The sequence below is a fragment of the Thalassoglobus polymorphus genome (assembly GCF_007744255.1).
Classification (GTDB): domain Bacteria; phylum Planctomycetota; class Planctomycetia; order Planctomycetales; family Planctomycetaceae; genus Thalassoglobus; species Thalassoglobus polymorphus.
This window is the reverse complement of the sequence record NZ_CP036267.1, coordinates 1,959,071-1,974,327: the sequence shown is the minus strand read 5'-3', so window position 1 is coordinate 1,974,327 and position 15,257 is coordinate 1,959,071. Positions and strand designations below refer to the sequence as shown.

The following is a 15,257-nucleotide window of genomic DNA, read 5'->3' as shown; positions in this document are numbered from 1 at the left end:
GAAAGCACTCACTCCGACCTCACGTGAACACCAGAGCACATTTTTTTGGAAGCGCACTACGAAACCTTCTCGCCTGATTCAAGAATCACCGCGACGGACTGACCGGCAAGAACGCGTGGGAAAGTGCGGAGCGTCAACACGATGCCATTTTGGTCACTTTTGATGGGATACGGATTGTGATCCTTTAAACAGAAAACAGTTCCGAGAAGATCGCCTTTCGAGACTTTCTCGCCGAGTCCGACAGCTGTCTCAAAATACCCATCGACCGGAGATGGATTGCAAATTTGTAGATGCCCCGAATCTGGACGCGTATCCTCAACCACATACTCGATACGACTCGGAGGTGATGTTCGTTCAATCATATTGAGAGCCCCCATCACGTTCAGACAGCCATCAACATAGGCATCTGTTCCCTCCTTCGAACAGGTTGCCGCACCGAAGTATTCAGCATAAATCGCAGGCACATTCGCATCGCGAGCCACAGAGAGTGTCCGCCCTTGCAATTCAGGGGAGGTCCCCCAACTCACATTCAAGTTGAATGCCTGTGCCATTTCGCGCTGTTTCTCTAACACAGATTTGTCGGAATGGAGTACATAACCCGCCAGTGGATAAATCGAAAGTTCAGTCCCACCAGTATGCAAATCGATGTAATAATCCGCAGCTGAGATCAACTCACTGATCCCAGCTGCGAGTTGCTCAGTGACCGAACCTTGCGCGTTGCCGGGACAAGTTCGAGCGAGGTCTAAACCGTCCGAAGCACAACGTGCTCCGAGCAGAAATGCCTCTTCATTCACACAAGGGACCAATGTGACTCGTCCTCGGAACAGGCTCGACTCTTGTGCGAGAAATTTGGCAAGCTGACGAACAGCCGCCATCGGCTCAAATTCGTCACCATGAACACCTGCTGTAATCAACAAGTGTGGCCCGTCTGATTGACCTTGAAACTCCAGCCGCTGAAACATTCCCATCGTTACTGAACATCTTTCGGCTGAGGCGTTTTCTCGGGCAGGCAATGACGAAAGCGAAACAAGCCATCAACAGGCAGAACCGTTCCAGTGACATAATCTGCATCAGGTGAAGAGAGAAACGTTGCAGCCTTACCAATTTCGTCTGATCGCCCAAGCCGTCGAAATGGAAGTTTTCGTCCTTCTGCTTCAATCGTTTCTTCACTGAAGGCGACATGTTCGCCGGGTGTGTCGATCCACCCCGGCTCAATCGCATTCACATTGATACCGTACTCGGAAAGTTCCACTGCAATCGAACGCATCATGTGATTCAGCCCAGCCTTGGCAGCTCCGTAGGCGAACGAACCGGAAATAGGCATCTCTCCATGCACACTCGATATAAAGACGATCTTGCCACCGTCTCCCTGCTTCACCATTTCACGGGAAACAAGCTGACTCATGTGATACCCACTGGTCAACGTTCCCAGAATTGTTTGCTCAAACAGTTCTGGTGAGTATTCAAGAAAGGAACCGCGCCGACTAAAAGCCGGGTTGCTGATCAGAATATCGATCCGCGAGACCTTTGCTATCGCTGTGGCAACCAGTTCCTCACAACCTTCACGGGAGAAGACATTCGCTTCAACGACCTCACACTTCCGCCCCAGCGAGCGAATCTCCTCAGCCGTGATTTCAACATCCGGACTCCCAGGACGTTCGTTTAAGACGAGATCAGCCCCCGCCTTCGCCAATTCAATCGCACACCCTTTGCCAATTCCACGCCCGGCACCTGTCACAAGTGCAATTTTTCCAGCGAGCTTCATCCTCTAAGAACTCCGTTCTTGAAACTGTTACCATTTGCGATGAGCAGTTCACGTTGATTCCCCGAAGAACTGCACCCAGTCAGTTCTGGATTCGCATGAGCGATGTCCGAGTTCGCACGAAGAGTGCTCCATCAGAAATTGCTGGCGAACCAAGGATTGATTCCCCCATCTCATTGACTGCGAGGACATCGAGTTCATCGGCATTCCGAATCACGACGATCTTCCCATTATCGCCCGCGACATAAATTTTCCCATCACCATAAACCGGTGAAGCAAAATAATCGCCACCATTGTTGATCCGTTTCGGGCCGAAGACGAGCTCCCCTTTATCCATTTCAAAGCAAGTCGCAATGCCTCCCCCTTTAATCAACAACATCCGATCATCAACGACCATCGGTGAGACAATGTGATCTGTATGCTTCGTCGGATGCTTCCACAGCACGTGAGACTCTGTCACATCACCACGCCCGCCCCCTTTGACAGCGAGAATGAATTCCTGAGCTGGATTCGCAGAATCAAATCGGGCTCCGGCAAAGTTTTCGCTCTTCAAAAACGCCACATCAAGCTCTCGCCCTTCCAGGAAACCATCCTTGTTGAGATCTCCCTTATCGAAGGTCTTCTCATAAAAACTTTCCGGAACGGGTCGCTCTCCAACAAACGCCTGAATTTCTTCCTTCGAGATCTTCCCATCGCTGTTGCCGGTCTCCCAGCGGTCGACAGAGGCCAACCATTGGTTCGCAATTCCACCACTCTGGACTGAAATATAGATGATCCCATCTTTGGAAACCGGCGTTGTTTTGATGTTTCGCAGAAGAGTTTTCGCTGTCCAAAGACGCTTCCCATCCTCCGGACGATACCCGACCAACAGCCCAGTTCCACCGACGACAATTTCATCCCCCATGTCAGTTTCACAAATGACTGGGTGAGAATAATTGACAGCCATGTCGCTGCGATCATCTTCCCATTTCAATTCACCTGTCCGCTTGTCGAAGGCATAAAACATCGGGTGCAGATCATCATCCTGGCAGAACAGCAGCAGATCCTTGTAGAGAACCGGGGACATTCCCGCCCCCCACTTGAACACAAAATACGGGACCGGCAATTCCTGATGCCAAACATCCTCGCCAGTTTTCGCATCAACAGCCACCATGCCCAACGTACTGAAGTAGAAGTAGACTCGCTCACTATCGATAGCGGGAGTCGTCGCAGCATGTGAATTTGTCAGATGGATCTCTTCAACATCTCCAATTGGCCAAGCCCGTTCCCATAATTTCTCGCCGGTCTTCGCATCGTAAGCGAACAGCCCAATTGTTTTTTCATCCACCATTCCAGAAGTCACAACGCGACCATCCGCGATGACCGGACAGCCAATTCCGTCTCCCAGCTTAACAGACCAAGCCACTTTTTCTGTCGCTGAAAACTTGACCGGTAAAGAAGCATCCGACTTAGAAACCCCGGTACAATTCGGTCCTCGAAATTGCGGCCAGTCTTCAGCAGTCACAGAGTGAACTTGAAACATCACAAATTGTGTTGTCACGACACAAAGTAGTAAAGCACGTTTCATAGAGTCTTTCCTCTCACACCTGTCCCGGGAATTTCAGTGAAAGCATCATGACATCTCGTCAGAAAAAATGAAATCGTATAGACGAACTCCTTGGTATGAAACCTCCATTCTTCAAGCTAAAAGCAGCGAAGAAACCCCAAACCCAACCAAATCCCGGCCTTCGCATCCCGCCGCATGGAGAGAAACCTCGCAAGTTGTAAAAGCAATCTTCGCGGGCACAATTGCGTTGAAAATGCTCGCACACAAAACAAAAGCGAGTCGTCGCGTCCTGCCTCGTGGGGTGCAACCTCTATAGTTGTGAAAACAATCTTCACGGGCACAATTGCATTGAAAATGCACTAGTTTTGTTTGTATTGGTATTGTTGGTTTGACACGGCACGATCACCAGTTAGGATTCACCTTCAAATTTTCGACACTGGCCGAGTGGCGGAATTGGCAGACGCACGGGACTTAAAATCCCGAGGAGGGGAACCTCCGTGGGGGTTCGAGTCCCCCCTCGGCTATTCTACGATTGGGCCTTTTGGCTTGTTTTTCATCTTTCCGCAGTATTCTTGCGGTATTCTCTTTACCCTTTGAAGCTGCTTGCATCTCCATGCACCCACTTGTGGTCACCTTCTGGTCACTAATTTGGTCACTCTTGGTTGCTCTCTCAAAATGATGGTCGGTCACTTGAAGATAGTGCCGCATCGCCACCTTTGGAGAATTGCCGATCCAAGAGCAGACAACCTGAATCGGGTACTCTTCAGCCAACTCAGTTTCCCTTGTAGAGCGAAGATTCTGAAAAAGTTTCGGCCAAGGCTCAATTCCGTTTCTCTTGAGAATCTTTGTAAGCTTCACGCCGAGGTTTGAATGAGAACGTTCTGTCTGGATGATCGGACCGGCCTGATTGCCTTTGTAGGCCGCCTCAAGGTATTGCCGAATTTCTGGAAAGATCGGAATGATACGTTCTCCCTTCCCTTCGTGATGCTCCGTCTTAGGGCTCGGAACGACCAACCGGTCCTGATCCCACAGAACATGATCCCACGTGAGAGCCTTGATCTCAGAAGGGCACCGAAGGCCTCCGAATCGGCTGAGAGCGAAGATCAGCCTCCATTCATTCGACGGCAGGCAATCCAGCACTCGACGGGCCATTTCTCGATCTATGAAGACGAAACGTGAACGGTTCGCGTAAGAACTACGGGGAACGTTCTTAGCTCGAAACGGATTTTTAACAATCTCTTCGCGTTCTACGGAATCCTCGAAGAATAGAGCAGCTACGGCCGACATTTTGCGGATTGTTGCTTCGCTCTTACCTTCATCAATCAGAAAAAGCCGAAACTCTCTTGCATCAGAGAAAGTGAAGCCGGCAATATCGTCTGATTCATCAAAACAGCGAAAGAGAGCATCCTTGCAACGTTTCCAAACCTGCTTAGTTGAGTGCTTCACATCAGACCGGCCCGCAATGTATCGATCCACTAATTCTCCGAGAGAAGTAACCTGGACCATTTCTTCAGGCTGTTCAATCAAGCCGGCCTTGTAGAGTTTCTTCCTCAGATTCTGGTCACACTCGTTGAGCCAAAAAGATGTTGCTGCCGGAATTGCTGTGCCTGACATTTGAGCCGAGACAAGAGCTTCAAGGTGAGTCTGAATTTGAACTGCGTTTTTCTTTGGCATCTTTCCGGGGAAAAAGGATGCTCTCTTTCCATTCCTGTCAAAATAACGAATTCGCCAGCCACCATTATGCTTGTTCAGTGATGCCATGAGATTCCTTGTTGAAACTATTTGGGTGTTGCCTACTATGAAAGTGGACGCCAGCAAGTTCAGGCCCGTACTTACTGGCGTGAGAGCCTCCCAGGAGCCGGCCCGCCCTGGTTGAGGCTCGTTTTATCTGCTTCATGTAACCTGCGATGCTTCTGAAACCCCATTTGCAGGCCGAGAGAGCCCAATTCAAAGGCCCGAAATGAGGAAATTCTCTACGAATGACGGAAACCACCGGCCCGCAAACATCTTGACGGTGACAAGAAAACCATTCAATGGTCGAGACCAGCGACCACCAAAGAACTCGAATGCCGAACGAACTCAGTGATTTGAATAGTCCCGAAGTTTGCATGGTCTGATCATACCCCTACACCGAAAACATATCAATGGATACCAAATGAAACCCATAGGGGACGCCTTGCATTCTAAGCCTCTCTTCGCTTGCAAGATCGTATCCATCGAGACCACAATCTCCCCATGGCTAAAAAGAAACCAACAAGGACAGGACAGCAGTTAAACATCAGATGCTCTGATGAGGACGCCGATTTGTTCAATCAGGTCGCTCAGATTGAGGGTCTTACTACTGCTCAACAATGGATGCTCCAAGTCTGCCGAAAACGAGCAAGAGCCATCCTTGCCGCTGCCGAGTCGGGAAATGTGAAAATCACTGAAACGCTAATTGTGACAGATGAGTAAATCTTGTTATGCGACCATCAAATTCAACCATACGAAAACAGTGAGTACGACACTGTTGATTGTGTTGGGTCTAGGTACGATGAGTGCCAGTGAAAACTTAGTGTTTTTGAATTCGGAATTGGGGAACTACAAAGTAGAGTTAAACGCAAAATACAACAGAAACGACGCCAGCAATCAAACGGCTGATGGACCGCTCGAATCCTCGAGGCTTCTTTTTTGAGGCTTCAATTTCAATCGGCCGGTAACCTCTTCTCAGAGATCGAAATCATGTGTGGTCGCTATACGCTTCGTATGAATCCTCTTGAACTTGCCGAGGTTTTTGGAGTTGATCCTCAGCCTGAGTTATTCCCTCGATTCAACATTGCACCAACTCAGTTGAATCCTGTCATCCGACTCAGTGAGGACTCAAGAGAAATGAGTCTCATGAGGTGGGGCTTCATTCCTCCCTGGGCAAAGGATGCGAAGATCGGCTATCGCATGATCAATGCTCGCTCCGAGCTGATTGCCAAGAGCTACAAGCCGGCTCTCAAAAGTAAACGTTGCCTTGTCCTCGCTGACGGTTGGTATGAATGGAGAGGGAAGAAACCTTTTCATTTCCGAATGACCGACAATCAACCTTTCGCATTTGCGGGCCTATGGTCGGCCTGGAAAGACATCGAGACATTTACGATCTTCACAGCTCAGTCTGATGGTGTTGCGTCTGAATATCATGATCGAATGCCGGTGATCCTTTCCCCCGATGCCTATGACGTTTGGGCCGATCCTTCGATTGATGGAAACGACATCATCGAAGGAATCATCCAAGGCCGGCAAATGGACATTGAGGTTGTCGCTGCAAACCAATGTGTCGGCAACGTGAAAAATGAATCTCCCGATTGCCTAAATTAATGCCGACCCGGTAGCCGTCAAACTTATAACAGATTCAGTAACCTCAACTTTTCAAAGCGTCTCCGTTGCTTGCTGTTTCCAAAACCTTAGGAAAGCCAATCTCATAATTTGTTTAAGCCAATAGAGGCAACATCCGACCAATGCTACAAACCAAGACGCAATTGAGAAAGAATTAAAATCCCAGTGGTCTTCGCTTCTGATGGCAGGTTCGATTATTGGCTTGTGAGTTTTGAAAGAAAACTGCAAGGGGACACTTTCAGGTGTCTTCCGGAGTATCATGTAACCGATCTTGCCAGAAACGAGACCAAACCCGATCTGCTTGTACAGTTTTTGATCAGGCCTATATGTGTCATAAGCTTTTGTCCTGATCCAGAAAACATCTACAGTGCATCCGACATACCCCACGATCAATGCGACCAAAGGCGGAAAGATGATTTTGCGATATTTTAGGATTGGCGAGCTTTGGAGCGGTTCAAGTTTCATCGGCTTTTCACATAATCATTGAGTCGTTTGTCAACAAGCTTCTTGAGATCAACTGAGGTTCGAAATGGATCGTACCAGTTCGGCTCTTGTGGATTTCCTTTGAGCTTCACGAGTGAGTCATAGAACTCTAGCCACTTAGCCTTGCTCTCGTCTCTCCCCCTTGCCTCGACCCAGCGTGTGCGAGTTCCGCCTCCGCCACGAATAAGGCCGGCGTCCAACTCAGCCTTGTCACGAATAAAAGCATAAACCGGCAAGTCAAGTTTGCGGGCATACTCATATTCAACCTGAGTCGCTGATTTCCCGTTCCATTGCTCGTTTGCATGCTCTTGGATCACCCCTCCAAAACGTTGATCAAGGAGGCAGATAATGACCTCCGACGCCTTCAAGTTATTGAGACATTGCTGGATTGAGTCAGACTTCTGATCAACATCGAACCGCTCATAGTCTTCTGACATACGGACAACATGACCGGCCGACTCAAGGTGCTCGGCCAACTCTGCCCGCAAGTCTAATAAATCGTAGACTGTTGAGCTGATGAATACTGTGAGAGATTGAGATTGTAAAAACTCATTAAAAGCCCCAGCTTTTAATTTTAGATGCTCTCCTGACTTGGTCGACCGATGATCTAAGTACCCCAATTCTTCCAAGTAAGTGGAAAATTCGGATAATTCGGTAATGCTTGCTGCGTAACATTTTGCTAAATCGTCTACCTTGTATGTAATTTCTTCGCCAAAGACTTTCGTTCTCTGAGCTGCATTCCTTAGCAAGGCCATCGCTTTATCATGTGGAAGCCGAGGAGCCTGGGAAGCTAAAGCTTCCATGTCTTCGATGGTATCTATTTTCGGCGTAAATTCAGCATTTGAAGCCGCTTCAGGTTCGTGACGTGAATAGTGGTCATCCCAAAGGTGCCAAATCACACCTGACACCAGATGCCTGGATCGATGTTTTCGTATATTCTCGCCTGACGATCCTGCAAACAGAACTTGACTTTTGTATTGACCACAATTCGTGCAATTCACATAGATTGTAAGATTCTTTTTTTCCACATCGGACTCAGTATCACAGAGATAACATGGCTCATCTGGCATTGCCGCCCCTTTTATCTGTGGTAAGAATTCATAGATCACCAATTGTACATAACAAGCTGAGTGCCGGCATCCTTCCAACAAGAATGTTGAGCTCAGCTTAACGCTAACCGTCGTAATCACAGCGTCCTTGACTGAACAGCTTCGCCTGCCCCAGCTGTGAATTCCGCCTGAATGGTACTCCAGTGATTTCTGACCAATCAAGAAGAGTCCCTGAGACTGTAATGATTCAATTTCGGCAGAGAGAGATCATGTTCATCCAAGACGAACACCCTGGTGGCAGCCGGTCTTTGAGTCGCACTCGACCAATGCCTTTCTGCTTTTCCTCGATGTGTTTCTCTGTCGAATTTCTCATGATGAATGAGTTCAGGGTTTCAGATTTGTTCTTAGCTGTTTTCATTGAGAGCTCCCAGTCTAAGGTGGAAATAAGCCGGCCCGGCTGTGAGACCAGGCCGGCTAAAACGGGAACATTCGCAATCAGCTGAACTCTTAGTAAGTCACAATTCGTGAATTCGTCGAACGTTAGAGGAATGGGTGGGATGCCGAAAATAAATCCTGAATGAAAGGATGTAACTACCTCAATTCCCGGCACCTCCGCCTGACCCAGTACGGCCGAAAACGCCAAAAAGGACCCGTTTGCAGCCTGATGAAACTTCGAGCAACGGATTCAGTGAATTTCGCTTACACTTAGAAGACTTGCTCGATGCTAATAGTTCCCCAAACTCGAACTTCTGTAAGCTGTTCACTGACGATTTTGTAGGACTCTTTCACGTTAACCTCCCTACCGTCGTTGAATACGATAATCGCTTCTCGCTTTTCGCCCTGACGAACGAGACGGATCGTCTGAATCGGGATCGTTGCTGGCCCCCGATCCTCAGTTGTGACTGAAATGGCATGTGACATAGTTTCCAAAAACTCCTAAAGTTGTGGGGCCGATTCCGCTAGAGTAGTAGTGGTGGAGTCGGCCCTATATATAAAAGTAGTTCACTACTACTACTTCGCTCCATCTAAACACACACCTCCCTGGGGTCGGGTGTGCTGTTTCGCTGTTCGCTCGTAAGGGGCAAGCGAATCCTTTTTGAATCACTGGCAGGATTTCGATTCCTGTTCGGAAGGTTGTTCAGTAGGCTCGGCCCATTCATCGGCTGGGAAATAGGCATCTACATTCTGATTGTTCCCTCGCTTGGCTCTCTTTTTTTTCACGAAGCCGAATTCCACGAAATCGTCCAGCCTTTCTCGGTTGATGCGGCTTCTCAATGGAAAGCCATTCTCCTTAAAGTAGCGCTTGATATCGTTGATCGTTGAACCGTCCTCCCTGCTCACGATTGCCATTTTAAGATTCCTCACAAACTCTTCAGACTTAGCCTTTTCTGCGTCTTCTTTCCTCTGCTCTTTCCTTTCCTTGTAGGCCGCCTTCTCTTCCCCCTCGGATCGCACCTCGGCAATCCAGGCCCATTCTCCGTCTTCTCCCTTCTCGCAAACATCAACGGCATATTTGCCCGCATGTCCGGCCGAGCCGCCGGCAACCATCCAAAGACTGTGCTGATATGTTGCTGGATCAAAGTCACTCCGAGGGCATAAAAGAATCCATTGCCTCGCCCACTCCGCAAAGCCCGCTCCTGAAATGTCTCTCAATGTGAGCGGCTTATGAGGTTCATGCTTTCGGTTCGTGTGATGAAGAATGATCGGAGTGCAGCCGACTGGTTGAGTGATCTCGTCAATCGATCTCAAGAGGTTCCCCATAGCCGAAACGTTTGAAGTGCTATCGGCGTATGATCCGAGGCAAAGATAGACCGGGTCAACGATGACGACTTCAAGGCCATGCAGGCTTATGGAATTTTCCAAGTGTCTGAGTTGTTGTTCCTGAGAAAAATCAGGAAGCTTTCGAGTAATGTGAAGCATTGGCTCGCATCGCGGACTGGTTAACGGAGATTGGGATTTCGTTCGCATTACCCTTTGAATCTTGGGTCGATTGGATTCCCCTGTCATAATGCCGACGCGAACCGGTCGAGGGCATGGGAAAACGTCGAGGAAATATCCGCCCGTTGCTAGGGCGTACCCCAGGTCAAGGCCGCCAATTCCCGTTTTGAGGCTCTTCTGAGGGCCGGCAATGACACATGATTGCCCTTTCGCAATGATCTCCTCACATAAGTACTCGGTCTCCTCTTCTTTGCTCATAAACTCGCTAAAAGATTCGAACTCAAAGAAGTCTATTGCCGGTTGTTCGTTACAGCGTAAAGCTTCGCTGATGTCGATATGGTCAAGCTGGCCATTCGCCAATTTGCCATCAGACCGCAACTGTTGAGCAGCTAAACGGAATGCCTCTGACGAATGATCTCCGAAAACGAGGGCTGTATAAGTTGCCAATTTGTTGTAGCCTCGGTTAGCCTCCAATGCTGGGTGGCAATTCGGTGACCAAGGATAGAAAAGATCAGTGCCTTGATAGTTAGTTGAGGCGGAATGCTTGTTCTTTGAGCCGGGTCGTTTCCAGTAAGTCACCCCGTCTACGGTTTCAGCTTGAGTGAATCCGTGAGGCTCTAAAATCTCGGCCCATGTCATCAGAATATTATTAGAGACGTTTGTATTTCGAACCGGACCGAGGGTGACTGAGGTCCTCTCCGCTTCTGCCGGTTGTTGATCCTGTTTGGCTGACATTGCTGCCTGCATTGACTGGGCATCATCGAAGCCGTCTCCGTCAATCCCTAAAAATTTCGCTTCGCAGAGCAAGACGTCACGAAGCTCGGGAGAGATAGAGGGCTTTAGGTCAATCAGTTTCGGGCCTGCAATGTGCCGATACTTCGAAGCTCCCAACGGATGCGAAAAATCGGCCGATCCTGGAGAAAGACAATATCCGCCTTCTCCGCGTGTCTCGATGTGATAACCAGGTGTGTTGTCGTACTCTCCAGTTGAATCGACTCGCTTTCCGTTGTGCCGGGCTAGCTTCTGGCTTCCACTCACCGGCTCAAAGCAACGATAGAAAAGATGCAGGCCATTACGAGGCGTGCGATTGACGCTAATTCCAGACAGCCCCGAACAGTCGATTCCTAGTTTTTCGCAAGCATTCACAGAGTTAGATAACAAGGAATCTCTATAAGCATCGGCCTCGGCCATATCTTCAATGTCAATGTCGATAACTTCGAGATTCCCTGAAACTTTTCCAGCAACAATCCCGATGCCCGCTGGCTGTCGAAAGTCTTCAATGACTTCCGCATCAGTCGGCAATTGTTTCGTTCGTTTTTTCCAAGCCCGTTTCGGCACTTTGTTTTCTCCGACAGGAATGATGGAGAATCCGGCTTTTAGATATTCAAGGGCCTGCGATTGGTATGGATTGAGTTCTGACGTCATGCGATTCCCGTTTTACTATTCGGTTCAAAAGAAAAGCCGGACCGCAAATCCGGCTATATGAATGTCCTGATAGAAAGCCGGCTCTATGCTTATTGACTCGCTTCCCATTCTTTGCGGGAAGGGCTCCCGGCATTCATCCAATTGTCAATTTGAGAAATAGGCCAACGCTTGAGCCGTCCGAGCCGGATCGGTGCCGGCAAGAGACCGTCAGCGTCCATGTTGGCAATATGCCGCGAAGAACAGCCAAGGGCCCTCGCGAGTTGATCGGTGTCATACGTCTTCAAGTCGTTGTTCATACTGTGCATGCTTCTGCCCCTCAACAATCGCTGACAAAAAACGCCCCTCTTGCACTACGACCAAAATGAACGTCAAGCGAACTCGCTCCGATGCTCTGTGTTCAACCCCAATGCAAGCCCCCCCCCTACTAATAGGCAAAAATGTGACACTGCCAAATTGGCATACTACCCCGGACAGACGAAAAGGTTGTAACCACCTACATTTCCGGCACCTCCGCCTGACCGACAGGCGATTAGAATTGCCCAAAAGGACCCGCGACTGCTATACTGGCATACCAGATACTGCCACTATGGCACTTTTGGCATGACAGGGACGGCCGAGAGAACGCCCGCAATAGCCTTTTACTTCATGGCATTGCCGCCACGCGTAACGCAAACCGATTGTCTGCAAAGACTTACAACAATTTCACACTTTGCGGCACGGTTCTCGGAACGTTTGTTTTCCAAGAAGTTTTTTACGTAAAGCCCAAAGAAATAAGGACTTGCGGCAATCAGTATACTTTTTGGTCTTTTTGGTACGCCTGTCCCAAGCCCTAAGAAGCCCAAGAGAGAGAAAAAAGAGAATTTTTGAGACAGCAAAACCATTTACCAAAAAGTGTTATTTTTTTATTTTTTATAGTATTTTATGCGGTTTTCTGAGAAAACTTTTTGGTAACTTTTTGGTAAATTTCGGAATACCAAAAAGCCAAGAAGTTCCAAAGTAAAATTGCGGGCCAAGTTCCAGGGCCGAGCCGGCCGGCGTTCTGGTCTGTCGGCTCGGCCGAGTTTTTGAAGCCTGGGGCTCATAATTGCCCCTAGAATCGCTCTCTGATGAAAAGACACAAAAGGAAGCCGCCTGAACGCAAGACGCATTCAGACGGCTTCCTGTGGCTTCTGGCCGGCAAGCTCTTAGCTGACCGAGCCAGCTTCTTTCAGGACAATCAAATCAACGACGGCTGATGCTAGCTGGTTGACTTCGTCTCTCTCGGTCAACTCGGTTCGCAGATACTTGCGGCTGACATAGCCGGCCAATGCTGAGATCGCTTTCAGGTATCGATTTTCGGCAATCAGTGCTGGGCAGAAGCCAACGCAATTGCTAGCTTTCTCGGTCTTCCGGATCACTTCCCGAAATCCGTTTTCAAGATGCAATTTCCTCAACAAATAGAGAAGCCAACGCCTACTTCTTCATTCAACGAGTCGAAACAGTCGCAATGACGACCGCTAGCCGCAAGAGTGTCATTGCAGCCTACCAGCGACGCGTGGAAGCGGAAATCACTCATCCGATTTTCTGCGATAAAATCAGCTACCGCCTCACCCTCGAAATTCAAGCCCCATTCGTTTTCAATCTTTCAAAACAAATCGCTATGGGAGCCGTTCAGACCGGCAACTATCTTTCTCCGGCTGATCGTCCTAATCCGGGGAAAGGACGAAATCGACAACCATGGAAAGACCGCTCAGCCGAAGATGTATGTGAAAGTTCAACATTAGCTTGAGCTTGGAATGCCAGCCCAACTCTTGAGCCGTCATCGGAGGAATGCCAACTGAAGCAAGTCTGCTGACATCAGAATAACGCAATGAAAAGAAATCGAGTTGGACTTCTTCGGTCTCAAATGGGATTCCCGCCAATGCAAGGTCTCCTCGGATCATGTCGACAGCACGATCAAACTATGCTCCAGAACAAACGGAAAACGAGGCTTCAGAATCGCCTGCATTGCGTTTGGATGAGAGAGCTGTTTCTGAGTCGTCTTAAACAGGTCTGAATGAGTTCTTCGAAGTAGGGTTCCTTCTTCCGTTCCGTAACAGAAGTAGCCCGGCAGGGAACCAGAAATTGTTGAGGCGACGAAAAGGTAGACATAAAGCGAACTTCGCAATTAAGGCACCCCAGCGAGCACGATACAGGTCGGCGATTTGTTTCTCGCTCAACCTGCTTTGATTCGTGACACTCGTGATGAGGTAAACCGGATGACGCGCGCTTTGCACAACCACCAAACGGAACACCAATGGCGGTTGCTGCTTGCGTGCAGCTTTGTCAGTCCAGACGTAGACAATGCCGTTCGATTCACGAACAAAGCCCAACTTCTTGAGCAACTTCACATTCGCTCCGACGCGCACCAGGAGCTGCGAACCATGATCCAGAACAGTACTGGCGAAGCTGTAGCCAACGAAACCAGCATCACCAGTGAGCAACGCGTTCTGAGGCAAGCTGTCGAGCATCTCTAGCACATGAGAGCGTTCGCTGCTGTCGGCGGGACCGGTTCTCCAGTCCCACGGCAAGTTCAGCCCCACATGGAACAGAGTTGTCAGGAAGAGCTGCGACTGTTCAATCTTCTTGGTGGCGGCTCGGTCATTCGGTTTCTTGCGGCGGTTGCGTTTGCTGTTCTGTCGTGCATGGGAATACGCCGCTTGATTCGATTTCGTTCTCGGCAGCGACACCTTGCTGCCGTCGACTCCAAAAACCACGAATCCGTGCCGTGTCCAATCACCCGGAGAGAGTGCTTCCATTCGCTTTCGCAGCGTAACCTGCAATGCCAAAACCAGCGGTTCGGTCCAGCGAATCAAGACCTTCATAAACGCCTGATACGATGTCGAGACCTTGGCCGATTCGTTTTGTAAATGTTGGATGAGTCGCTGCGCACAGAGAAAGCGTTCCCCCAACGTCGCTTCGTTTGACCACGCCCAGAGAATCGCCATCCAGGTCAGCCACTGTGGTGTCCAGGTTGCTTCTTTGCGCATTCGAATCGCTGACCAATCGACACCCCGCGTCAGCCATTGCAGGGCTTTGAACAAATCGACAGAATTGAGTCGTACGCCTCGTGCGTGCCGGTCTTGATGCGACATTCCCGATTCCTTTCGGGTTGAGAGTGGGTGATCTTTCGCTTCGCAACAAAAGAATCGCCACAACCTCAATTCGCATCAAGACTTCTTTCAATTCAGAAAACACGGTTAACGGCGTTGGGTGGCCCGGTTGAATAAATGAAATACGGAGGTGCCACGGTTGTGCCAGGCAGAGTGGACCGGCTGAATGAGTGAAATTTGGGAGTGCCACGGCAGTGCCAGCCAGCCCTTTGAAGGTGGGGTTTGAATTTATTAAAATGGTTGTAACTGATTGTAGGACAATTAGATGGAGCAAGTTTAGTCAAGGAGCGGACGTGATGGTTAAGGAAGACGTTTTGAAATATTTTTTAATGGAAGCGCCGGCCTGTCTCATGGTGCGGGCGACACTGAAGCGAATGTTTGCTGCGGAGGTTCTCGACGAACTGTTTCAGGAACATGCGGAAGTTCAATACGAACGTGAACTACTTCTCGACGGTCGTCGATTTGATGATGCTCTCGGTTTGTCGAGTCACTCCTTCAGTGCATACAGCTTATCAGCGGCGAAATGAATCGATCAGTGTTTCGGTCAAGTCGCTCTACAACAA

Annotated in this window: 13 protein-coding genes and 1 tRNA gene; 5 read left to right on the top strand and 9 right to left on the bottom strand. The window is 49.2% G+C overall.

From position 1 onward, the window contains the following. Positions 1-56: 56 nt before the first annotated feature. From Mal48_RS07230 to Mal48_RS07220, 3 genes are all read right to left on the bottom strand, one after another. Positions 57-968 (bottom strand): succinylglutamate desuccinylase/aspartoacylase family protein, encoded by a 912-nt coding sequence (locus Mal48_RS07230; protein ID WP_145197504.1) that lies wholly within the window; start codon positions 966-968, stop codon positions 57-59. Positions 969-970: 2 nt separating this feature from the next. Beyond that, the gene (locus Mal48_RS07225; protein WP_145197502.1) at positions 971-1,765 is read right to left on the bottom strand and encodes an SDR family NAD(P)-dependent oxidoreductase; all 795 of its coding nucleotides are present in this window, start codon (positions 1,763-1,765) and stop codon (positions 971-973) included. Positions 1,766-1,844: 79 nt separating this feature from the next. Then, positions 1,845-3,329, bottom strand: coding sequence for an outer membrane protein assembly factor BamB family protein (locus tag Mal48_RS07220; protein WP_145197500.1), 1,485 nt, complete (start codon positions 3,327-3,329; stop codon positions 1,845-1,847). A gap of 417 nt (positions 3,330-3,746) precedes the next feature. Here Mal48_RS07220 and Mal48_RS07215 point away from each other — a divergent pair. The 3 genes from Mal48_RS07215 (at position 3,747) to Mal48_RS07205 (ending at position 6,650) form a co-directional block, all read left to right on the top strand. Then, positions 3,747-3,832, top strand: a tRNA-Leu gene (locus Mal48_RS07215). A 1,711-nt stretch (positions 3,833-5,543) separates the two neighbouring features. Beyond that, the gene (locus Mal48_RS23880) at positions 5,544-5,762 is read left to right on the top strand and encodes a type II toxin -antitoxin system TacA 1-like antitoxin (protein ID WP_145197498.1); all 219 of its coding nucleotides are present in this window, start codon (positions 5,544-5,546) and stop codon (positions 5,760-5,762) included. 267 nt (positions 5,763-6,029) lie between these two features. After that, positions 6,030-6,650, top strand: coding sequence for an SOS response-associated peptidase (locus Mal48_RS07205; RefSeq protein WP_145197497.1), 621 nt, complete (start codon positions 6,030-6,032; stop codon positions 6,648-6,650). Positions 6,651-7,129: 479 nt separating this feature from the next. Here the strand turns inward: Mal48_RS07205 and Mal48_RS07200 are convergent, their stop codons facing one another. The 5 genes from Mal48_RS07200 to Mal48_RS07180 all read right to left on the bottom strand — a co-directional run bounded on the left by Mal48_RS07200 (position 7,130) and on the right by Mal48_RS07180 (position 12,960). Continuing rightward, the gene (locus Mal48_RS07200) at positions 7,130-8,059 is read right to left on the bottom strand and encodes a DUF4062 domain-containing protein (RefSeq protein WP_197442137.1); all 930 of its coding nucleotides are present in this window, start codon (positions 8,057-8,059) and stop codon (positions 7,130-7,132) included. Positions 8,060-8,905: 846 nt separating this feature from the next. After that, a complete protein-coding gene (locus Mal48_RS07195; RefSeq protein WP_145197494.1) occupies positions 8,906-9,121 on the bottom strand; it encodes a hypothetical protein in 216 nt (71 codons plus the stop codon). Between the two features lie 180 nt (positions 9,122-9,301). Continuing rightward, positions 9,302-11,563, bottom strand: a complete 2,262-nt coding sequence (locus tag Mal48_RS07190) for an AAA family ATPase (RefSeq protein WP_145197493.1) — start codon at positions 11,561-11,563, stop codon at positions 9,302-9,304. 89 nt (positions 11,564-11,652) lie between these two features. Continuing rightward, positions 11,653-11,868, bottom strand: coding sequence for a helix-turn-helix transcriptional regulator (locus tag Mal48_RS07185; protein WP_145197491.1), 216 nt, complete (start codon positions 11,866-11,868; stop codon positions 11,653-11,655). An 879-nt stretch (positions 11,869-12,747) separates the two neighbouring features. Further along, positions 12,748-12,960, bottom strand: a complete 213-nt coding sequence (locus tag Mal48_RS07180; RefSeq protein ID WP_145197489.1) for a hypothetical protein — start codon at positions 12,958-12,960, stop codon at positions 12,748-12,750. 89 nt (positions 12,961-13,049) lie between these two features. On the opposite strand from Mal48_RS07180, the gene Mal48_RS07175 reads away from it, so the two are divergent. Then, complete coding sequence (locus Mal48_RS07175) at positions 13,050-13,331, top strand: hypothetical protein (protein WP_145197487.1); 282 nt, start codon at positions 13,050-13,052, stop codon at positions 13,329-13,331. Positions 13,332-13,584: 253 nt separating this feature from the next. Here Mal48_RS07175 and Mal48_RS07170 read toward each other — a convergent pair whose 3' ends face one another. Beyond that, positions 13,585-14,676 (bottom strand): transposase, encoded by a 1,092-nt coding sequence (locus tag Mal48_RS07170; protein ID WP_145197485.1) that lies wholly within the window; start codon positions 14,674-14,676, stop codon positions 13,585-13,587. A gap of 314 nt (positions 14,677-14,990) precedes the next feature. On the opposite strand from Mal48_RS07170, the gene Mal48_RS07165 reads away from it, so the two are divergent. After that, positions 14,991-15,221 (top strand): hypothetical protein, encoded by a 231-nt coding sequence (locus tag Mal48_RS07165; RefSeq protein ID WP_145197483.1) that lies wholly within the window; start codon positions 14,991-14,993, stop codon positions 15,219-15,221. The last annotated feature ends 36 nt before the right edge of the window (positions 15,222-15,257 follow it).

Coding starts and splice junctions, on each gene's coding strand:
- Mal48_RS07230 (WP_145197504.1), bottom strand. CDS start 968: ATGGGAATGTTTCAGCGGCTGGAGTTTCAAGGTCAATCAGACGGGCCA.
- Mal48_RS07225 (WP_145197502.1), bottom strand. CDS start 1,765: ATGAAGCTCGCTGGAAAAATTGCACTTGTGACAGGTGCCGGGCGTGGA.
- Mal48_RS07220 (WP_145197500.1), bottom strand. CDS start 3,329: ATGAAACGTGCTTTACTACTTTGTGTCGTGACAACACAATTTGTGATG.
- Mal48_RS23880 (WP_145197498.1), top strand. CDS start 5,544: ATGGCTAAAAAGAAACCAACAAGGACAGGACAGCAGTTAAACATCAGA.
- Mal48_RS07205 (WP_145197497.1), top strand. CDS start 6,030: ATGTGTGGTCGCTATACGCTTCGTATGAATCCTCTTGAACTTGCCGAG.
- Mal48_RS07195 (WP_145197494.1), bottom strand. CDS start 9,121: ATGTCACATGCCATTTCAGTCACAACTGAGGATCGGGGGCCAGCAACG.
- Mal48_RS07190 (WP_145197493.1), bottom strand. CDS start 11,563: ATGACGTCAGAACTCAATCCATACCAATCGCAGGCCCTTGAATATCTA.
- Mal48_RS07185 (WP_145197491.1), bottom strand. CDS start 11,868: ATGCACAGTATGAACAACGACTTGAAGACGTATGACACCGATCAACTC.
- Mal48_RS07175 (WP_145197487.1), top strand. CDS start 13,050: ATGACGACCGCTAGCCGCAAGAGTGTCATTGCAGCCTACCAGCGACGC.
- Mal48_RS07170 (WP_145197485.1), bottom strand. CDS start 14,676: ATGTCGCATCAAGACCGGCACGCACGAGGCGTACGACTCAATTCTGTC.
- Mal48_RS07165 (WP_145197483.1), top strand. CDS start 14,991: ATGGTTAAGGAAGACGTTTTGAAATATTTTTTAATGGAAGCGCCGGCC.